Raw genomic sequence first — 19,057 nt, forward strand, 5'->3', positions numbered from 1 at the left:
TGTCCCCAATCCCATGCGAACCGTCCTGCCGTGGTGGGCCCTGGCCCTGGCCCTGTCGCTGTTCCTCTCCCTCCAGGCCTCCGCCGCGACACGGATGCCTGTCATCGACCGCCGCATGGAGCGCCCGGCCGCCATGGTCGACCAGCACGGGCAGATATCCTGGCTGGAGCGCACCATCGTCTTCCCCGCGGGCACCAACGCCCTCGAGTTCGACTACTTCGTGGACTCGGAGGCGGGGAAGGACTTCCTGCTCGTGTATGTGAATGACCTGGTCAACCCGGTGTGGTCCGCGTCCGGGCTGAATCGCCGGGGCCGCCAGCGGCTCAACGTGGCCACCAGTGGCAGCGTGAAGGTGCGCTTTGCCTACAAGAAGGACGCGGCCGGCACCGAGGGGACGGACACCGCCTGGGTGGACGACGTGGCGGCATTCTCCTCGGGAGGCATGGGCCGCTTCGAAATCCACCGCTTCGACGCGCTGACGACCACGGTCCCCGTGGGCTGGGTGGCGGCGGGCTTCGGCGGCGGTTGGCGGCCGAGCAACCCGGGGGTGCAGCAGAGCGCCATGCGGCCGGTGGTGCAGGCGGGGCGGCATGGCACCACGTCGTTCATGGAGCGCACCGTCACGTGGAACCCCATCCTGTGCAACCCCACCTGTCCCCCCTGGAAGGGCGCGCTGGAGTTCGACGCCTTTGTGGACTCAGAGGTGGGGGACACGCTCAACGTCTACATCTACGACGCGGCCGAGCCGAAGCCAGGCGCGCCGGTGTGGTCGTCGTCCGGACGCAACCAGGCCCACCACATCCGGTTGAGCGTGGGCATGGGCACGAAGAAGGTGCGCTTCGCGTACACGAAGGATGGCAGCGGCAGCGCGGGCCTGGACACCGCGCGGGTGGACCGGGTGGTGGTGCGTGGGGGCTCGGGCCGCGTGGTGGAGGAGCATGACTTCTCCGGACGCACCCCGGACAAGTCGCCCATCCGCGTGGGCAGCGGCCCGGAGGAGTGGACGGGTGGAGGGACGTATGGCGGCTGGACGGTGGTGCGCGCCACGCCGAATACCACCTATGTCCCTTCGCAGTCCGTGGGGCAGGCCTGGGCGGGGAGCTGGGCCGTGTTCGCGGAGCCGGTGGTGGATGGCGTGGTGCGGGGCTCGGACCTGAAGAACGCCACGCGCTTCCTGGTGGTGGATTACGGCAACCCGGCGCATGCGCCCACGCAGGTGTCGCTGGTGCACTCGAAGGACACGGGCACGCTGTACGCGTCGCTGAAGCTCGCGGGCAATGGCGCGGCCGCGGGTGGTGAGGGCGGCACGGTGACGCTGTGGCTGGATGATGGACGGCTCACCACGCTCCAGGGGCGGGGCTGCAAGGCGAGCCCCGCATCGCCCGGGCCGCAGGACCGGCGCATCCGCTTCAGCTACAGCATCCCCTCCGGAGGGACGGAGGCGACGGTGACGCCGGAGGACCAGGGGAAGGGGACGTGTGTGGGGACCTTCGACAAGGCCCTCAGCCCGGAGCTGTGGGGCTGGGAGGCGCGTGTCTCCGAGCCCTCGAATGACCTGGGCACCGTGCACGTGGAGGTGCGCGTGCAGCTCCCGCCGGTGGCGCTCGCCGAGGAGCGGGTGGGCCTGGGGTTGAAGCACGAGCCCGCGTTTCCTGGCGGCGCGCTCGTCCGCCTGCCTTTTGGCGACGATGGCGTGGGGCCCACCGAGGGGGACGTGCGGAGCTGGGAGACGGTCAGCCTCGCGTATACGGAGGGCGCCCCCGAGCTGTCCGAGAACCCCTATCCAGCCTGCTGCTACCCGTACCCGAGCCGGCCCGGCATGGCGGGGTGGTAGACGGGATGGGCCGTCAGGGCGCGGGGCTCGTTGCTTCGGCACCGCCCGCGCCCGAGAGGAGCTCGAGGTCCTCGGCCGTCACTCCCATCCTTTCGCGGAGGCCGGGAACTCGGAGCCCCGCGCTGACGAGGGCGGTCATGGGCTGCTGGGCGTCCTGGCAGGGAATCTGGGCCATCAGGAAGTCCTGACCGTCCTGGGCGGGCAGGGGCTCCAGTTGGAAGCGGGTGGTGCTGGCGAGGAGATGCACGGGCTTTCGAGGGTCGCCGTGACGCTCGACTTCCCCTGCCTGCATCAGCATCTGCTGGAGCTTCTGCTCGCGAGGCAGGCCATCCTCGGTGGACGCCGCGGCCTCGTGGATGAATGGGGCAACGTTGAAGCGCACCATGCACAGGTCGGGAGAGACGGGGAGCGCGAGGTGGGTATCCCCGGGCCTCACGTCGAAGATGAGCGTGTGCGGGAGGTCCAACGTGGGGTCCTTCAGGCTCACCTTGTGGATGCCGCGACCCAGGTGGAACTGGAAGTGCCTGCCCTCACTCTGGAAGGGAGCGGCGGGCTGACCATTCAGGGTCAGCTCGACGCCCTGCTCGCCCACGGCGAGGACATGGAGGGTCGCCTCCGCATGGGTTTCCCGCATGGAGAGGGCGGCGACTGTTCCCAGCATCAGGAGGGCCAGGGCCCCGACCGCCAGCTTCAGGTTTCGAGGCACCCCCGCCGGGGCTCTCATGGGCGGTGGGGGCTTTTCCGCTTCGAGCGGGGGCGCCTGCTCTTCCTTGAGGTGAGCCTGTCGGGACTCCGCCTGGTTCCGCGCCCACACCAGGATGATGGCGACGACGGCGACCACCACCAGGGTGCCGTACTCCCCATCACGGAGGAGCTGGAAGAAGGAGCTGACGGCGCGCATGAGAGGCCCCCGGGGACTGGCGGACACGGACTCGCACCGCCGGAACGCCCACGATAGCAGAGCGCCTTCTGGCCCCACGCGGTGGAGGCAGGCGCGGAGCGCTGGCGTCGCATGGCCGCGGCGCAAAGAGGTGCTCTCACCGGGCCTGCTCCACCGAGTGCGCGACGGTGGCGCGCGGACGTGTTACCCCAGGCCCATGCACCGCCCCCGCCGACCCGCCGCCGCCCAGGAGGGGCCGAAGCCCGCCGCCGCGCCCTTCGAGTTTCCTCCCGGCGCCGCATTCACATGGCACTCGGAGAGTGACGAGCCCGCGCCCACGCGCCTGTCGCCCGTGGATGACCGGCTCAGCGCCGACACCGCGCTCAAGCGCGTCCGCCGGGGCGAGTTCCTGCGCTACACCGGCGACTTCCACAACGCGAAGCAGCTCCTCGGCGCGCTGGGTCGGCGACTGGAGAGGCCCTCGCAGGCCCGCTCGCCGCTGGAGGCGTTCCGGGCCGAGCGCCGGGCGCGGCAGCTGGAGCACGCCACGCTGTCGCGCATCGTCGTCGCGCTGGACCGGAACTACCGCCTGGAGCTCGCGCGCGCGCCGGATGTCTCATTGGCGTGCCGGCAGGTGTGGGGCGAGCCCACGGAGGACTTCACCGTCGTTCCGCTCAAGCAGTTGTTCGGCATGCTCGGGGCCGCGGAGTGGCGGCGCAAGGGATTGGCCGTCCCCGGCCTCAAGGGCCTGCTCCATCCGCACTACGGCGTCTACCTGCCCACGCGCACCGACTACGTGGAGCTGCTGGCGGCCGTGCCGGACGTGAAGGGCAAGCGCGTGTTCGACGTGGGCACCGGCACCGGCGTGCTCTCCTTCCTCCTCTTGCAGCGTGGCGCGGCGTTCGCGCAGGCCACGGACTGCGACTCCCGCGCGGTGGCGTGTGCACGGGAGAACGCGGAGCGGCTCGGCCTCTCGCAGCGCTTCCAGGTGGCGGAGGCGGACCTGTTCCCCGAGGGAAGGGCGGACCTCGTCGTCTGCAACCCGCCGTGGATTCCGGAGCCACCCAAGAACCGCGTGGACCGCGCGGTGTTCGACGAGGACAGCCAGTTCCTGCGGCGCTTCCTCGAAGGGCTCCCCGCCGCGCTCACCCCGGGCGGCGAGGGACTGCTGATTCTGTCGGACCTCGCGGTGCTGCTGGGCCTGCGTCCACCCGGGTGGCTGGAGGAGCAGTTCGCGCGCTGCGGCCTGACGGTGGCGTGGCGGAAGTCCACCCCGGCGCGGCACTCCAAGGCGAAGGACGCGGCGGACCCGCTGCACGCCGCGCGCTCCCGGGAGGTCACCACCCTCTACGGACTGGTGCCCGCTTCCAGGTAGGCGCATGGGCACGCCGCGCTCTCGAGCGCGGCGGCCCGCGGGGGAGGTGCCTGTCCCGGTTCAGGCCTTGATGTAGCGCTCGAACACGGAGCCGAAGTCCTTCACGTGGTACTTCTGCTGGGCGCCGGTGAGCCAGGCGAAGGCGGCCTGGTTGAGCTCCTTGAACGCCTCCACGGTGGGCGTGGCGCCCGCCTGGCCGCGACCGAGCGTGGAGGAGGCGACCTCGACGCTGGCCTTGGCGTGGCCGAGCAGGATTTCATTCTCACGAATCAGCTCGGAGATGCGGAACAGCGCCTTGTAGAGGTCCTTCACCTGCTCGAGCTGCTTCTTGTGCACGTCGATGGAGAAGTCCTTCGTGCCGAGGTGGAACTTGATCTCCACGTCCATGTCCATGTTGCCGGCCGTCTCCAGCATCACGTTCGAGATGGGATGGGAGCCGTAGCTGTAGCGGCGCAGCATGCGCTTCTTGCTGGCGGCGCTGGTGCCATCCAGATGGATGAGCGCCCTGTTGGTGAAGCAGTACTCGTCGGACTTGGACTTGATGAGGAAGAAGATCTTCTCCTGGTCCTCGTGCATCACGTAGTCGTCGGAATCCACCTTGTCGTAGTCCGCCGGAGCGATGACAGAGCCGATGTCGCTGAGTCCGAGGGCATCCGCGGCGAGCTTCCCAAACATTTCGTTCTCCCGAAGGGTAGAGACCCGGTTCTGGTGATGTGGGCGTGATGCCCACTCCACGATAGGCGAGGCAGGTCCCTGTTAAGCGCACCCCCGGAGCGACGAAAGCGGCCGGGGCTCCGTTCGGCTCATCGGCCCGGAGCGCGCTTTGCCCTTGCCGCATCGATTTCTCCCGGGCCCGTGAATCTCGTGACCTTCTTCCATGGCGCAACCATGCAATGGCTCAACCCCAAGGCCTGGCTGGGCTCGAGGGCTTGCCGGGCCTACGCGGGGACCTTCATGTGCATCCATCCAGGATGCGCGCGAGCGCGTGGCTCATTCGCCTTCACTTCGAGAGAAGGCTTCTCACCCTCCTGGTGTACCCTCGCGCCTCGCGGAGGGTGCAAGCATGCGCAGACACACCACGGGGTCGTGGCAACGGCTGTGGTTCGTGAGTCTTGTCGTCGCAACAAGCTTCGCATGCACGCCCTGTGAAGAGGACGCGCGGGAGGCCAGCGTCAGGGAGGACTCGCTCCGGGATGAGGGGCCCTCCGACGCGGGGCCCTCCCAGGAGGAGCCGCCGGACCCGCCTCGCCTCGGACATTGCTGCAAGGACCAGGACGGCCACGCCCGACTCATGGATGCGCGGGAACGGCCGCTCGAGCTCTGCCCTCCCGAGCTCGAGTACACCGCGACCGACGCGTGCAGGGTGGAGGGGGAGACCCAGGAGAACATCTGTTGCTTCGACTCCGCCGGCGTGCCGCGCTACGCCATGCGTGAGATGGACGGCCCCATCGACACGACACGGGCCTGTGACACGAGCCGCTACGTCAGGGTGGGCCGACTGGAGTGTCCTCCCGACAATCGCATCCCGGACGAGACGCCGCAGACGGAATGTGAGGAGAAGCCCGCCCCCTGCTGCTCCAGCCCGGACGGCCTCTACTACGCGGTGGGGAGCACCCTCTATTCGCAGCACACGCGGTCCGTGCGGGAGCGCATCCCGAAGACGCGGCTCACCGAGGACGGAAGCACGGTCATCGTGCGGGACGAGAACGGCGACATCGTCTACGCGGAGGGCCCGGAGCACGAGGTCACCGAGCTCGACTACCAGACCTGCGTGCCAACGTGCGCCGGAGTGGAGGACGCCGGGGCCTGCGAATGCGTCGAGGTGCGCTGCTGCGAGGACGAGGAGAACGGGGACCTGTATGCGGAGTACGGCATGCCCGACCACTCGGCGACCGTGCTCTTCCAGCAGGAGAAAGACCCCGTCACCGGCCGCGTCGAGCGGGTGATTCCGGCGCGGTGCCCCCAGGCCTGCAAGGGCTGGACGACAAACGTCGGGTACTGCGCCCAGATTTGCGAGCACCCGGTCCGCAGCGAGAACGTGCGTCCGGAAACGCCACCCGAGGACCCCGAGGAGAAGAAGAAGAAGGAGGAGCTCATCCGCTGCGACGAGTGCCCGAGCGACCCGGAAACCGCGCGCCAGACGAGCTGCGACCCGTGCCCTCCGGAGCTGGAGCTGGGACTGGCCGGCACGGAGCTCGCGAAGTACTGCGCGCAGCTCCCGGCCCGGTTGCTGGAAAAGCCGGAGCGGTTCGCCGACGAGGTCAAGCAGCGCATCCACGACATCGACGCGCAGGTCCAGGATGCGACGCGGGGTCCTCGCCGCGTGCTGGAGGCCCTCCAGCAGCGCCTGCTCGATGGGCTGGGCGCCTCGGGCTTCGACAGCCTCTCGCTGCCCGGCGCCCCTCGCAACCTCTGCGACTCGACGTCGCCGAGCTACGCGGCCTGTCTGCGCAACTACCAGGCGCAGGTGGATGACTTCATCGCCCACCCGCCGGGAGGACTGCCCCTTCCGCCGGAAGGGCTCGACGCCTGGACCCGCTTCAAGGACGCCGCCGCGCCGTACCTCGATGCCCTGGAGCAGGCGCAGCGGGACCTCACCGACGCCATCGCCCAGGCGCAGTCGGCGGGGCTGGACCTGACGACGCCCTACGACGACTTCATCAACCGGGCGCTCGCGCGTCTGGGCAAGCAGCCCCTGGGCTCGCTGTGCGCGGGGCTCAGCGCGGAGGCGCTCGACGACTGCATCGATGACGCGCTCGACAGCGCGCGCGAGGAATTGGAGCGCCTGTCGAAGGCCTGTCAGATGGACACGTCGAAGAGCGAATCGTGCAAGCCACGCCTCTGCGAGGGCGACACGGCGAACCGCGCGCGGGAACAGCTCGACGACCTGGAGACGCTCCCCGGTGAAGGACTCGGCTGGAACGAGTTCCCCCAGGACGCGTGCTGCACCCAGGGCTCCGCGGACTTCCTGGTGAACTCGGCGCCGAAGAAGTGGGAGGCGGGCCAGTTCTTCCAACGCTCCACGCGGCTCGGTGTCTGGGGTTGGGGCTGGTCGGCCGCGGCCGGGCGCAACCTGTGGGTGGCGCTGGTGACCGACCCCAGCGCGGGAGACATGGTGGACACGGGCGCGTGGGCCTACATGACGGCGGGGCTCCAGGTGCTCGTGCCCAAGCCTCCGTTCCTGAGTGGACTGCCAGTGCCGCATCCCGCGTGCATCATCGACGCGGGCTCCAAGGCCTGCTCACGGGTCGCTGCGGATCCATGGCCGGAGCTGCGCTTCGGCCGGCGAATCTGGCTGGCGAGCGCCAAGGGACAGGGCAACGCGCGCCTCACCTACTCGGGCCCCCAGGGCTTCCAGTACGACTGGGGCATCCGCACCGAGGTGAAGATTCTCGAAGAGGTGGCGTGGGAGTTCGAACGCTCGGACTCGGGCGCGGCTCAAATCGAGAAGATCAACCACGAGTGGGAGATGTTCGACCAGGAGCTCTTCCCGCCCTGGAGCTACACGGTCTACACGCCCATTCCCTTCTTCGTCGAGGTGGGGGCGTATGGTCGGGCCGTGGCCTACGTGCGCTTCGCGGCCTCCCGCAAGGCGATTGGCATGGGCGCGGAGGCGGGCGTGGGAGGCGGCGTCAGCGCGTACCTGGAGGGCGGCATCGGCGTGAGCCTCCTGGGAGGCCGCATCAAGATTGGGGCGGGAATCGACGCGGTGCTCGTCGTGCTCAAGGTGCGTGCCGGCGCGCGGGTGGAGGGCGGAATCCAACAACTGCCGCCCACCAACCCCGAGCGGAAGGTGGTGCTCGCGGGCTACTGCTTCACGGTGCCCTACGAGATGCGGATGCTCGAGGGAGAGGTGAACGTCTTCGCGCAGATGCGCATCCGCCTGGGCTTCGTGCGCATCAACAAGCGCTGGTCGAAGCGCCTCTTCAAGTGGGAGGGCGAGGGGCTCTCCGGCATGCTCTGGGAGCGCTGCGAGACGAAGTGCTACGACTACGAAGGCACGCCCGCTCCGGAGGTGATGCCGCCGGAGGATCCGCTGCCTCCGCTGGACGCGCTGCCAGGCCCGGACCGTCCGCCGTGCTGGCCCCACTTCAAGTACCCCTCGGTCTCCGCAGTCGTACTGGGCTGCCAGAACGAGCTTCACGCCGCGGGGCTGAGCGTCACGGACATGTGCCTGGGTCGAGCGCCCCGGCCGCCCGCGTGCCAGGACTTCCCGTGCGGGCCGTTCGCCGACATCCAGGACACGGTGACGGACATCGCGGGCGCCGTGGGAGAGGACATCGACCGGGCGAAGCACTCGTGGCAGGCGACCGTCGAAGCCTACGCGACGCTCTTCCCGCTCCCGGGGCTCGCCCCGCCCCACTGCGACATCCGCGTGGACAAGGCCACCTTCGACTGCCTCAAGGCCTACGTCGACTCCGTGCGCACGGACCCGTCGCTGGCGGCGTGGCGCGCGGCGAACCAGGCGACTCTCGACGAGCTCGTGCGCCTGGAGTCCGAGTGGAACGCGCGCATCGCGAGGTACGAGCAGCTCCTGTCGGAGGCCCGGGGCGACTACGGCCGGCTGAAGGACCTGGTCGACACGGTGGCGAGCGGGGAGCAATGCACGTGCGACCACGCGCTCTCGGAGCTCGGCACACGCGGCAGCCCACTGAAATTCAAGTGCGGCGGGGAGAAGTGCGGCGCCCAGCGGTGCGACGACCCCTGTCCGGCGCCCTACCCCAATGGACCGGGCTACCCGGACCCGCGCGTTTCACGCCCCTTCAGCTCCGATTGGAATGCATGCTGCCCGCTGTTCGCCCCCAACTGCGCTCCTCCATGACGCGCCACCTCCTCGCCTCGCTCGTCGGCCTCTGCGCCGCGTCACTCCTGGCCTGCACGAACGCTCCAGGCCAGGAGGCGCCCGCGGCCCCGACGGGCGGTGCCCCGGAGCGGCCCTCGGGTGAAGACGGGTCGAAGGGCCCCCCCACCGCGTATGCGCCCCGCCCCGCAACGCGGACGCGCTACGCGCTGGAATGGGAGAGCACCACGCGCCTCGCGGGGCTGGAGGGCACCGACGCGGCCCCCACCGCGGCGAGCGGCCGCGTCCGGGCTCGTGGGAATCTCTCCCTGGGCGTGCGCTCCGTCACGGCTTCCTCCGTCACCTTGCGAGCCACGCTCGACCTTGTGGAACTCGAGGTCGTCTCGCTCGACGCCACGCTGCCACCGGAGGCGGGCGCGGCGCTGCGTGCGCTCCTCGCGCGTCCCTTCGAGCTGGAGGTCGCACCGGACGGCGCGCTTCGCGCACTCCGCATGGAGGCCGCCGCGAGGGACGAGCCTCTCGTCGTCGGGCTGGTGACCGCCGTCTCGCGCTTCTCCCGTCCCGCCCTGCCTCCCGCCGCGACGCGCGAGGCTTCCGTCGAGGAGGAAGACCTCACCGGTACGTATCGGGCGCGCTATGCCTTTCGCGACGGTCGACTCCGCAAGTCCCGGACCGCGTACTCACGGCTCTACGCAATGCCTTCGTCGACGGACGGCAAGGAGGGGAGTGGCTCCTCCGTGACGGGCGAGGGCGTCTACACGCTCGATGCATGGGGAGACGTCCTCGACGCGCGCCTGGAGGAAGAGCTCGTCCTGACGGCCGGCGCCTCGGGAGCGGAGGGAATCCGCACCACCTCCACCACGACGGCCTCGCTGCGGCGAATCGAGGGCGCCGCGCCTCCGGCAGCCTCTCCAGAAGCAGAGCCGCCTCTCGTCCCCCTGGCCTTCGAGGCCATCGCCCTGGCCACCTTCGCGAGGGGGGCGGAGAGCTACACACCCCCGCCCACCGTGGAGTCCGCGCTGCTGCGGCTGGGGGTGCTTCGCGACGCGCCTCCGCTCGACCGGGACCGACTGAGGAGCGTCGTCCTGCGCGAACTGGTGCGCGCGCTGCGGGCCCGCCCCGAGGCGGCCGAGGCCCTGCGCGCGTTCGTGGTCGAGCATGGCGCGCAGGAAATCATCGACGTGGTCGCCCTGTCCGCGCTTCGCACGGTGGGAGATGACGCGTGCCAGCGCGCGCTGGTGAAGCTGCTCGAACAGGCGAGGCGCCTCCCGGAGCCCGCGGCCCGACTGGCCATCATCCAGGCCGGTGGCTTGAGGGAGCCCTCGCCGGCCATCGCGACGGCGCTCGGGAATCTGGCCCGGACAGGCGAGGACGCCCTCGCGCGGGGCGCGGCGCTCGGACTCGGGCGTGTCGCGGGGCACGTGCCCCGGGAGCGCGCGAAGCCCCTGGTCGACGCGCTGGTGGCCTTCGCGCGTCAAGCGCCGAATGACGACATCCGGGGGACCTATCTCGCGGCCCTGGGCAACGCGCGCACGGACCGGGCGGACGTGCTCGCCCTCCTGGACTCGGCGGTGGGTTCGAGAGACCCCCGGGTCCGAGCGCGTGGCGTGGATGCCTTCCGGCTCGTCCCGGGTGGACGGGCCGACGTGGTACTGGCCCAGCGGATCCGCAAGGACCGCGACCCGAACGTGCGGACCGCCGCGGTGGTCGCCTCTCGCGCGCGGGCGATGGAGGAATACCTGTCCCTCTATGAGGAGGTGCTGGCGAACGACCCGGAGCCCGCCGTGCGACGCGCCGTCGTCGAGGCGCTCACGGCCGCGCCACCGGAGGCGCGCGGCTCCCGCGCGCTGCTGGAGCAGGCGGCGCGCGGGGACGCGGATGACAACGTGCGAGAGCTCGCTCGGCGGGCCCTGACCGCCAGCGCGGGGAGTGGCCCCCCATGAGGCCGAGAACCTGGCGATGGGGCCTCGCGTGTGCCTGTGCCCTGGCCTGGACCGCCTGCACCTCCGAGAGCACTCCCGCCCCCGCGGCGCCCCCGCCTTCCCTCGAGCGCGTCAACATCCTCTTCGGCCGGGAGGAGGCACCCCGGGCAGCGGAGCTGCGCTTCGCCCTGGCGCTGGACGTGAAGACCGAGGTGCGTGAGCGCAGAGGGGCTCCGCCTCGCACCGCCTCCGCGCGCTGGAACGTGGAGAACGTGACGCGCTACCGCGTGCTCCAGGAGGGCACGGGTGGGTTGGAGCTCGAGCTCACCGTCCTCAAGGACCGCGACAGCGACACCCCTGCTTCGGCGCCCTCAGCGCTGGAGGGACATACCTTCCTCGCCGTCAGTCAGGGCGGGACGCGGACGGTGACCGAGCAGGGCCGGCCCGTGGGCCCGGAGCAGCGCGAGCGCGTCCTGGAGATGGTCGATGACTCGCTCGGCGACCTGTCCGACGTTGGACGGGTGCTCGCGGGAACGCAGATGACGCCCGGCGAGCGGCTGCCGGAACTGGAAGCGGTGCTCAGCCGCATGTTCCAGTTCGGCCCCGACGAGAGCGAGCGGCGCTCGAGCGTGCGTGCGAGGCTGCGCGGGGGCGACCCCATCGGCAAGATTGCCCTCGTGGACGTGGAGATGGATGTCTCGCTGGTCGAGGCGCCGCTGGAGATCAACAGCCACCTGCGAGGAACCCTGTCGCTCGACCTCGCGACAGGCACGCCGCGCAGGCTCGACCTGCGTGGCCCCGCGCGCGTCGCGCCCCTGCATGCGGCCGCGCTCCAGGGAATGACGGCCCAGGGCGAGGGAACACTCCGCCTCGAGCTGGAGGTCTCTCTCAGGGGCGGGTGACGATGACGCCTCCCGTCCCCACGGCGAACAACCGGGTCATGGCCGCGTCGCTGACGGAATCTGCCCATGGTCGTTCTCTCGGGTGACTCGGATTTTGCCGAGGGGGACTCGCCATCCGGCGGTCCGGGAGGAACGAGCAGATGAAGACGAAGAACCTGATGACGGTTGGCCTCGTGGGGACACTGCTGGCGGGCACGGCGGCCTGGGCCGGCGTCAAGACCGTCTATAACGTCGGCATCAATACCTCGACCCGTGTTGCCTATGGCTCCATGGGCACTGCCCGGGGCAGCGCCGACGCGAACCAGTACATCGGCTGCGCCGTCCTGGGGTTCAGCTCCGGAAGCAGCAGCGTCACCTGCCTGGCCCAGGACGCGAGCGGCGTCTCCGCGTATTGCACGTCCAGCAACCCCGCCATCGTCACCGCGGCGACGTCCCAGTCGGGCGACGCGTACCTCTACTTCACCTATGACGCGAGCGGCGCGTGCACGTACCTGTACGTGAGCAACCTGTCGAGCTACGCGCCGCGCGAGCCGTAGTCCTCCGCATCAACCTTCCGCGCCGGGAGCCTTCCATGCCAAGGACTTTCATGACGCAGGCCCTGTGGGTCCCCCTCGCGACGCTGGCACTGGGCGTCGGGCTGGGACTCACGCTGAATCGCTCCGTGTCTCCTCCCACCTCCGGGAGCGAGGAGGTGCTGCGCCTGCTCGAGGGCCAACAGGCTTTGCTGGAAACGCTTCCGGCGCGGCTGGCCGCGCAGGCCGGCTCGCAGCAGGTCCAGTGCGCGGCGGCCCAACCTTCTGGCTCCGGGGCGGACCTCGCGGCGCTGCGCACGGAGCTGGCCCAGCTTCGAGAGGAGCTGGCCCTGGCCCGGGGCGAGCAGCCCGCGCCGCCCAGGCCTCCTCCCGAGCCGCCCGCCGAGACGCTCGTCGCGCAGAAGCAGGGTCACCAGCTCATCGAGGAGGCCTCGCGCTCCGGCCGGTGGAGGACGGAGGATGCGCACACGCTGCGGCAGTTGCTCATCACCATGGACGACTCCCAGCGCGGCGAGGTCATGCGGAGCCTCATCGTTCAGCTCAATGAGGGCAAGCTGAAGTCCGAGGCGCAGGGGCCCATCTTCTGACGGGGCCCCGCCGTGCTCCGGCTACCAGACCTGGACCGGAGACAGCCGGTACGCCCAGGTGCCGTTGCCAGGCTGGCCGTATTTGTTGTCGCCCCAGCTCCGCCCCTCGGCTCCAGCCTGCACGGGACAGTCCAGCTGCCGCTGAGCCCGGAAACACGAAGGCCGTGCGCGGAGCTCACTCCCGCGTGAGGGAGCTCGGGTGGGAGAAGCCCTTCATCAGGGGCGCGTTCCAGCCGCGGTAGCCACCGCCCTTCAGGGAGACAACCTGGTCGGCGAAGCTGTAGGCCTGGGAGCCATGCTGGCCCCAGCCGCGCAGCTCGAAGAACCCGGGGGCACCCTTGAACGAGGTCCCCCGCAGGTCGATGTTGGCGCGTCTGGAGTCGCCATGGTCACACGACATCGCAGTGGCGTAGGGCATGGCGGTGATGGGTCGGTGAACCAGAGCGCACCGTCCGCTCCGGGAGTCAGGGCATATGGGCCCGCAGCCGTGGAGCCGAGCGGATATTCGGTCATGGTGCCGCGAGTCTTTGAGGTGTCGGGCTTCATGGTTCGTCGAGTGTCAGCTCCGGGAGCCGGAGCCCGAGGGACTACTTCTCGCGGGTGAGCGAGTTGTTCGTGCCGCGCGTCTCCTGCTTCGGCTCGCCCCGCTTCCACGTCACCTTGTTGCCCACGCCCATGACGGTGATGGCCTTGGCGGACTCCACCTTCACCTTGTTGTTGTTGCCGGACACCAGCACGTCGCCGCACTCGCCCGACAGCTGGAAGTCATGGCTGGTGCCGGCGATGTCCACGCCCTGCCCGGCATTGCAGCTGACGGCCTCCTTCCGCATGGCGCCGCTGACCTGCAGCCGGCCTTCGGCGTTCGTCTGGACCGATGACGCATCCGCGCCCAACTGGGGGGCCATGGCCTTCGCCGCCGCGTCCTGGGCCGACTTGCCACCGTCCTTGCCCGCCTTGTCGCCGCCCTGGGCCCCCGCCACCAGCGGGCTTCCCAGCAGGCACGCCACCAATCCCGACAGCACCAGCGAACGTCTGTTCTTCGACATGGGTGTCTCCTCTGGTTCAGGACCGCGTATGGGCGAGGTGCGTCGCGCTCCACCCCGGACGGAACATCCGGTTCCCGCCGCATGAATTCACCCGCCCTGGCTACCCGACCGGTGGGCGAGGGGTCAGTCAGCCCGAGGCCGCGCTCCAGCGCATCCAGAAAGCGCGCCTTCGGAACGACGAAAGTGGCCGGGCCTCCGTTCGGCTCATTGGCGCGGAGCGCGAGGGCACTTTCCTTCAATACGCCCGGGGCGCCAGTCCCTAGCTTCGTCGGTCATGAGCATCGTTCTTTCCATGTCCGCCTTTGCCCTGGCCGCATCGATTTCGCCCGGGCCCGTGAATCTCGTGACGTTGAGCACCGGCGCCCAGTTCGGCTTGCGCCCGGCCATGCGCTACGTGACTGGCGCCACGGTGGGGTTCACCCTGTTGCTGGTGCTGTTGGGCCTGGGGCTGTACGAGCTCCTGGAGTTCTGGCCGTTCTTGACGAGTGCCCTCCGCATGGGCGGAGTGGCGTTCATCCTGTACATGGCCTGGCGGCTGGCGGTGGATGACGGCGCGCTCGGCAATGCGAAGACGGGCACCGCACCCACCTTCTTCCACGGCGCCACCATGCAGTGGCTCAACCCGAAGGCCTGGCTGGCCTCCGTGGCGGGCATGGGCGCCTTCGCGGCGAACAGTGAGCCGTGGCGGGTCTGGCAATTCACGGGGGTGTACTTCGTGGTCTGCCTGGGCTCCATGGCGTGCTGGGCCTACGCGGGGAGCTTCATGCGCGGCTACCTGGACCACCCCGCGCGGGTGCGCCTGTTCAACCGGGTGATGGCCGCGCTGCTCACCGGTTGTGCCATCTACCTGCTCCTGTCCTAGCGAGCGCCTGGGGCTGGCCCTGGTAGTGCCCTGGCGTGGCGGCCAGCAGTTGTTTGAACGCGCGCTGAAGGTGGGCCTGGTCCGCGAAGCCCGCCTCATGGGCGACATCGGCAATCCGGTGGCCCCGCTTGAGCTGGGCTCGGGCGAACTGGACGCGGCGGTTGACCAGCCAGGCATGGGGCGTCATGCCGTAGCGCTTCTTGAATGCACGGATGAGGTAGGACGCGGACAGCTCCGCGGCCTGGCAGATGTCCTCCAGCTTGAGGGGGCGCGTGCAGTTGTCGCTGATGAAGTCAGCGGCACGCTCGAGCCTGGCGTTCACCTCCCGCAGTGGTGAGGCCGAGGGATTCAGGTGCTGCTGCGCCTGCGTGAAGAAGGTGACGGCGGCGCTGTGCTTTTGCAGGGACTCGGACTCGGGGGCGGTCAGCACGTCGTAGAAGCGATTGAACGCCGCGTAGAGCCCGGGCTCGGTCGTCAGGATGCGGGCGAAGGGGTGGTAGTCCTGATTCACGCTGAGCCCCAGTTCATGCTGGAGGCTGGCCAGCCAGCGTGTGTCCACGAACAGCATCCGGTACGACCAGGGTTGGTCATGGATGGGGTTGCAGGCATGCACGTCGCCCGGGTTCATCACCACCACGGCCCCGGCGCCCACCGGCTCGCGGGCGGCCTGATTCAGATAGGTGCTCCGCCCGCCGGTAATCACGCCGATGGAGAAGGTCTCGTGGAAATGCCGGGCGTAGCAGACCGTGCGCCCGTCGTGGACCTCACGCGCCTCGATGAAGGGCAGCCGGTCATCACGCCAGAAACGGGAGACGGCCGCCGTCTTCGACACCCGGTTACCTCGGCTCACCTCGTTCATCCTGTTCTGCTCCGGGCTGGCATGGCTGAGATGCGCCATCGACGACAGCGTGCGCCGATTGCCGCTGCTGATAATAGCGGCCGCGGCCGGCCGCAGGATTCGGGCGAGCTGACTCGGGCGCTATGCCACTCAAGGAGGGGAGGCAGGAGCATCCATCGCGGGCACCTGCGCCGCGGCGGGATGCGGCGTGGCCAGTCCCAGCTTGAACAGCAGCCGCAGCACCAGACCGCCCACGTCGATCTGCCACGGTCCGCGCCCAAGCATCGGCGAGCGCGGGTGGGCGTGGTGGTTGTTGTGCCAGCCCTCGCCCAGCGCCCACAGGCCCACCCACCACACGTTGCGGCTCTCATCGGGCGCGTCGTACGAGCGGAACCCACGCCTGCCCGCATGGCACACCGAGTTCACCGTGTACTGGGCGTGCATCCAGAGTTTGAGCGGCAGGTACATCACGCACGGCGCCGCCTGCCAGCCCCACACCGCGACGACGAGTGCCAGGAGGAGCCCGTGCGGAACGTACCGGTACCGCCGGAGCCAGAGGTAGTAGCGGTCCTGGGCGAGGTCGCGGCAGTAGGTCTTGTAGGCCTCCCGGTCCGTCGACAAATCGTCCACCACCCAGCCGAGGTAGCTGTACCAGAAGCCCTTCCGCGGCGTGTGCGGATCCCGCTCCTTGTCGGCGTGCGCGTGGTGGAGGCGGTGGTTCGCCACCCACTCGAGCGGGTTGCTCTGCAGGGTCAGCATGGCCGCCGTGACCAGTGCGTACTCCAGCCAGCGGGGGCAATCGAAGGAGCGATGGGTCAGCTTCCGGTGGAGACCCAGGGTCGTCCCCAGCCCGACCAGCAGGAAGACGCCGAAGCCCGCGAGCACCCAGTCCAGGCGCCATGGGAGCACGAACGCCGCGAGCGCCAGCCCGTGGTAGATGACCAGGATGAGCCCGACGAGCGGGTTCATCCGGATGGGTCTCGCTGCCAGGCTGGACGTCTGCATGAGGCCTCCCCCGTCGGGCTCGGTGCGTTCCACTCGAGACAGGGTACCTCAACGCATCAGAGGGATGGGTGTCGCTGATGTGGGCCGCTCGGGCTGTGCACCGGGCCGGTGGAGACGCAGTGCAGCTGCCTTGGGGCACACGCCTGCCCAGGCCGTGGCAGCGACTGCGCTGGTCGGAGGTGGATGTCCGGCTCCCTCCCCGAAAGCAGCCCCGCGCGAGTGCTGGAGGCCAGGGTTACCCAGCCGGTTTGTAGCAAGCCAGGCAATCCCGGCAGAGCGGCGCCAACAGGGGCTTCAACGATTTGCCGTCAATGCCCAGGCCCGTCTCCGTCTCAATAGACAAACGGCGTGAGCCTGGCCCACTTGCCCGCGTGGGCCTACTTCGCCATCGCGCCCCGTGTCGGCAGCGGGCCGCGCACGAAGTCCGCGAACACCGCCTGACGCAGCAGGTCCGGCGGCAGCAGGCCCTGGGCGAGCACGAAGTCGTGGAAGCGCTGCGCGTCGAAGCGCTTGCCCATCGCCTGCTCCACCTCCGCGCGCAGCTCGTTGAGGCGGGTGAAGCCGTAGAAGTAGCTGGTGGCCTGGCCCGGTAGGCGGAAGGTGTAGCGCTCCACCTCCAGGGTGGCCATTGCTTCGGACAGCACCAGGTCCGTCATCAGCAACTGCTTCACCTGCTCCGGCGTGGTGCGGCCCAGCTGCAGCTCCGGGTCGCAGAAGGCGCGCGCGGCGCGCATCAGCCGGTGCTGCAGGCTGATGAGCTTCCCCTCCGGCGGGAGGAAGGGCAGGGTGATGCGCTCGGCGTACAGCCCCCAGCCCTCCGCGTTGGTGCTGTTGAAGGCGAAGATGGCGCGGGCGTCGGACACGCCGTTCTCCAGCATGCGCGCGAACTGCAGCTCATGGCCGGGGCGCGCCTCGTGCGCCGTAAGCGTCCAGCTCGCCGCGGCGAAGGTGAAGTCGTCGAGCTTCTTCGCCCCGCCGGGCGCCGTGGACGGCAGGTTGAGCGGGAGCACGAACTCGCCCTGCTCACCCGTGTTGCCCAGCAGCCGGGGAGGGACCATGTACGGCCCCGAGGACCGGGCGCTCTCCGCCTCGCTGGCGAGCCGGATGCGCGCGGGGCTTTTGGGCAGGGTGAGCAGGCGCTCACGGCGGATGATGGCCTCCAGCTGCTTCAGCCGTGACTGGTAGTGGGGGAGGATGGCCTCGCCCACCAGCTGCTCCTTCTTCAGCTCGCGGATGACGGCGCGGTAGTCGGCATCCTTCCAGCCGCGCGCCCTGGCCACCTGCGCGGCCACCTGCTGCATCTCCGCCTGCAGCTCGCCGAAGGCCTTGCGCGCCATCGCGGCCAGTTCGGCGGGCGGCACGTCCACGCCCAGCTCCACCAGGTTGTGCGCATAGACCTCCGGCGGCAGCTGGAAGTCCGTGCGCGCGCGCGGCAGCAGCTCCGTGCGCACGAAGGTGTCGTAGTCCAGCAGTTGCTTCTTCAGCGTGGCGAGCGGCTCCTCGTAGCCCTGGAGGCCGTACTTCTGGAAGAGCGGGGCGAGCCCGTCGAGCAGGAAGGCGTTGTTCTCGAGGTGGCGCTCCAGCTCGGCCTTCATGGGAAGGAGCAGCCCGGGCTTCGCCAGGTGCGCGCGCGTGTCCGCCATGGTCAGCTCGGCGATGGGTGCGTAGCCCTTCTCCAGCCCCGCGTACCTGCGCAGGCGCACCAGCGCCGCCTGACGCCGCCGCGGGGCCACCTGCTCATCCAGCAGCACGCGCACGCCGTTGAACACCCCCTGCGCCACGCTCGCGTAGGGCACGAAGTACTGCTGCTCGAGCGCGGCGGCCTTCAGCTCGCGCTCCTGCGCCTCGATGAGGATCTGCAGGTCCTGGCGCACCTTGAGGTCCTGCTCCGCGGCGAGCCGGGTGCGCAGCTCCGCCAGCACGGCCTCCCTCGCCTGGCGCACGCGGTCGCGGTAGCCGGGGGTGCGGTCCAGGATGGCCTCGTCCAGTCCCTCCACGCCCGCCCTGGCCGAGTCCTCGGGGTCGAACTTCGACAGCGCGTCCAGCACGTACTTCGTGTGGACGTTGCTCTGCTGGACCCACGCGGGCAACTGCCGCGGCTTCACCTGTACCTGGCCCTTCGCGCGGGGCGTGGACTGCGCCAGCGCCGCCGCGGGCAAGGCGAGGGCAAGGGAGACGACCAGGGCCAGGGTCCTGCTGCGCATGTGCACTCCAGGGGACGGGACGGCGGCGTGAACCCGCGGGGTAGCAGCGCATTCCGGACGTGGCACGCGTTTTCACGCACGCCCCGACGCTCATCTGCGAGGTTGGACCTGGACGCCACCAGTCACTCTGGAGTCCAAGGGCCACTCGCTGCCGAGTGACCCGGCGCAGAAGACCCAGAAGATTCGCGAAATCCTCCAGGGCAACGACGACCTCCGGCGCGACTTCCTGAAGGCCGAGGGCGAGTCGGACCGCGCGGCCGGGAAGCTG

The 19,057-nt window shown here is 69.9% G+C and carries 15 protein-coding genes; 8 read left to right on the top strand and 7 right to left on the bottom strand.

All coding sequences use genetic code 11. The features are described 5' to 3' along the window. Nucleotides 1-13: 13 nt before the first annotated feature. Complete coding sequence (locus OV427_RS26030) at nt 14-1,834, top strand: hypothetical protein (protein ID WP_267858868.1); 1,821 nt, start codon at nt 14-16, stop codon at nt 1,832-1,834. A 13-nt stretch (nt 1,835-1,847) separates the two neighbouring features. Here OV427_RS26030 and OV427_RS26035 read toward each other — a convergent pair whose 3' ends face one another. Continuing rightward, the gene (locus OV427_RS26035) at nt 1,848-2,735 is read right to left on the bottom strand and encodes a hypothetical protein (RefSeq protein ID WP_267858869.1); all 888 of its coding nucleotides are present in this window, start codon (nt 2,733-2,735) and stop codon (nt 1,848-1,850) included. A 196-nt stretch (nt 2,736-2,931) separates the two neighbouring features. Here OV427_RS26035 and OV427_RS26040 point away from each other — a divergent pair, with 196 nt between their 5' ends. Beyond that, nucleotides 2,932-4,089 carry a class I SAM-dependent methyltransferase gene (locus OV427_RS26040; protein WP_267858870.1) on the top strand — a complete coding sequence of 386 codons (1,158 nt, stop codon included), beginning with the start codon at nt 2,932-2,934 and terminating at the stop codon, nt 4,087-4,089. 60 nt (nt 4,090-4,149) lie between these two features. Here the strand turns inward: OV427_RS26040 and OV427_RS26045 are convergent, their stop codons facing one another. After that, entirely contained in the window at nt 4,150-4,764 is a 615-nt protein-coding gene (locus OV427_RS26045; protein WP_267858871.1) for a PH domain-containing protein, read from the bottom strand. A gap of 616 nt (nt 4,765-5,380) precedes the next feature. Here OV427_RS26045 and OV427_RS26050 point away from each other — a divergent pair. From OV427_RS26050 to OV427_RS26070, 5 genes are all read left to right on the top strand, one after another. After that, nucleotides 5,381-8,911, top strand: coding sequence for a hypothetical protein (locus OV427_RS26050; protein ID WP_267858872.1), 3,531 nt, complete (start codon nt 5,381-5,383; stop codon nt 8,909-8,911). Continuing rightward, a complete protein-coding gene (locus OV427_RS26055) occupies nt 8,908-10,833 on the top strand; it encodes a HEAT repeat domain-containing protein (RefSeq protein WP_267858873.1) in 1,926 nt (641 codons plus the stop codon). Before OV427_RS26050 ends, OV427_RS26055 begins: the two co-directional genes overlap by 4 nt. After that, nucleotides 10,830-11,714 carry a hypothetical protein gene (locus OV427_RS26060; RefSeq protein WP_267858874.1) on the top strand — a complete coding sequence of 295 codons (885 nt, stop codon included), beginning with the start codon at nt 10,830-10,832 and terminating at the stop codon, nt 11,712-11,714. The genes OV427_RS26055 and OV427_RS26060 overlap by 4 nt, the downstream gene beginning before the upstream one ends. Nucleotides 11,715-11,854: 140 nt before the next feature. Continuing rightward, nucleotides 11,855-12,250 (top strand): hypothetical protein, encoded by a 396-nt coding sequence (locus OV427_RS26065; RefSeq protein ID WP_267858875.1) that lies wholly within the window; start codon nt 11,855-11,857, stop codon nt 12,248-12,250. Between the two features lie 35 nt (nt 12,251-12,285). Further along, nucleotides 12,286-12,834 carry a hypothetical protein gene (locus OV427_RS26070; protein WP_267858876.1) on the top strand — a complete coding sequence of 183 codons (549 nt, stop codon included), beginning with the start codon at nt 12,286-12,288 and terminating at the stop codon, nt 12,832-12,834. Between the two features lie 175 nt (nt 12,835-13,009). Here the strand turns inward: OV427_RS26070 and OV427_RS26075 are convergent, their stop codons facing one another. Continuing rightward, nucleotides 13,010-13,252, bottom strand: a complete 243-nt coding sequence (locus OV427_RS26075; RefSeq protein ID WP_267858877.1) for a hypothetical protein — start codon at nt 13,250-13,252, stop codon at nt 13,010-13,012. Nucleotides 13,253-13,421: 169 nt separating this feature from the next. Beyond that, a complete protein-coding gene (locus OV427_RS26080; RefSeq protein ID WP_267858878.1) occupies nt 13,422-13,880 on the bottom strand; it encodes a DUF3060 domain-containing protein in 459 nt (152 codons plus the stop codon). 292 nt (nt 13,881-14,172) lie between these two features. Between OV427_RS26080 and OV427_RS26085 the strand changes: the two genes are divergently transcribed. After that, the gene (locus OV427_RS26085; protein ID WP_267858879.1) at nt 14,173-14,742 is read left to right on the top strand and encodes a LysE family translocator; all 570 of its coding nucleotides are present in this window, start codon (nt 14,173-14,175) and stop codon (nt 14,740-14,742) included. Here the strand turns inward: OV427_RS26085 and OV427_RS26090 are convergent. The 3 genes from OV427_RS26090 to OV427_RS26100 form a co-directional block, all read right to left on the bottom strand. Continuing rightward, nucleotides 14,708-15,601 (bottom strand): helix-turn-helix transcriptional regulator, encoded by an 894-nt coding sequence (locus OV427_RS26090; protein ID WP_267858880.1) that lies wholly within the window; start codon nt 15,599-15,601, stop codon nt 14,708-14,710. The genes OV427_RS26085 and OV427_RS26090 overlap by 35 nt on opposite strands. Before the next feature lie 129 nt (nt 15,602-15,730). Further along, nucleotides 15,731-16,585, bottom strand: coding sequence for an acyl-CoA desaturase (locus tag OV427_RS26095; protein WP_267858881.1), 855 nt, complete (start codon nt 16,583-16,585; stop codon nt 15,731-15,733). A gap of 377 nt (nt 16,586-16,962) precedes the next feature. After that, entirely contained in the window at nt 16,963-18,789 is a 1,827-nt protein-coding gene (locus OV427_RS26100) for a DUF885 domain-containing protein (RefSeq protein WP_267858882.1), read from the bottom strand. Between the last annotated feature and the right edge of the window lie 268 nt (nt 18,790-19,057).

The organism is Pyxidicoccus sp. MSG2 (assembly GCF_026626705.1).
Classification (GTDB): Bacteria; Myxococcota; Myxococcia; order Myxococcales; family Myxococcaceae; genus Myxococcus.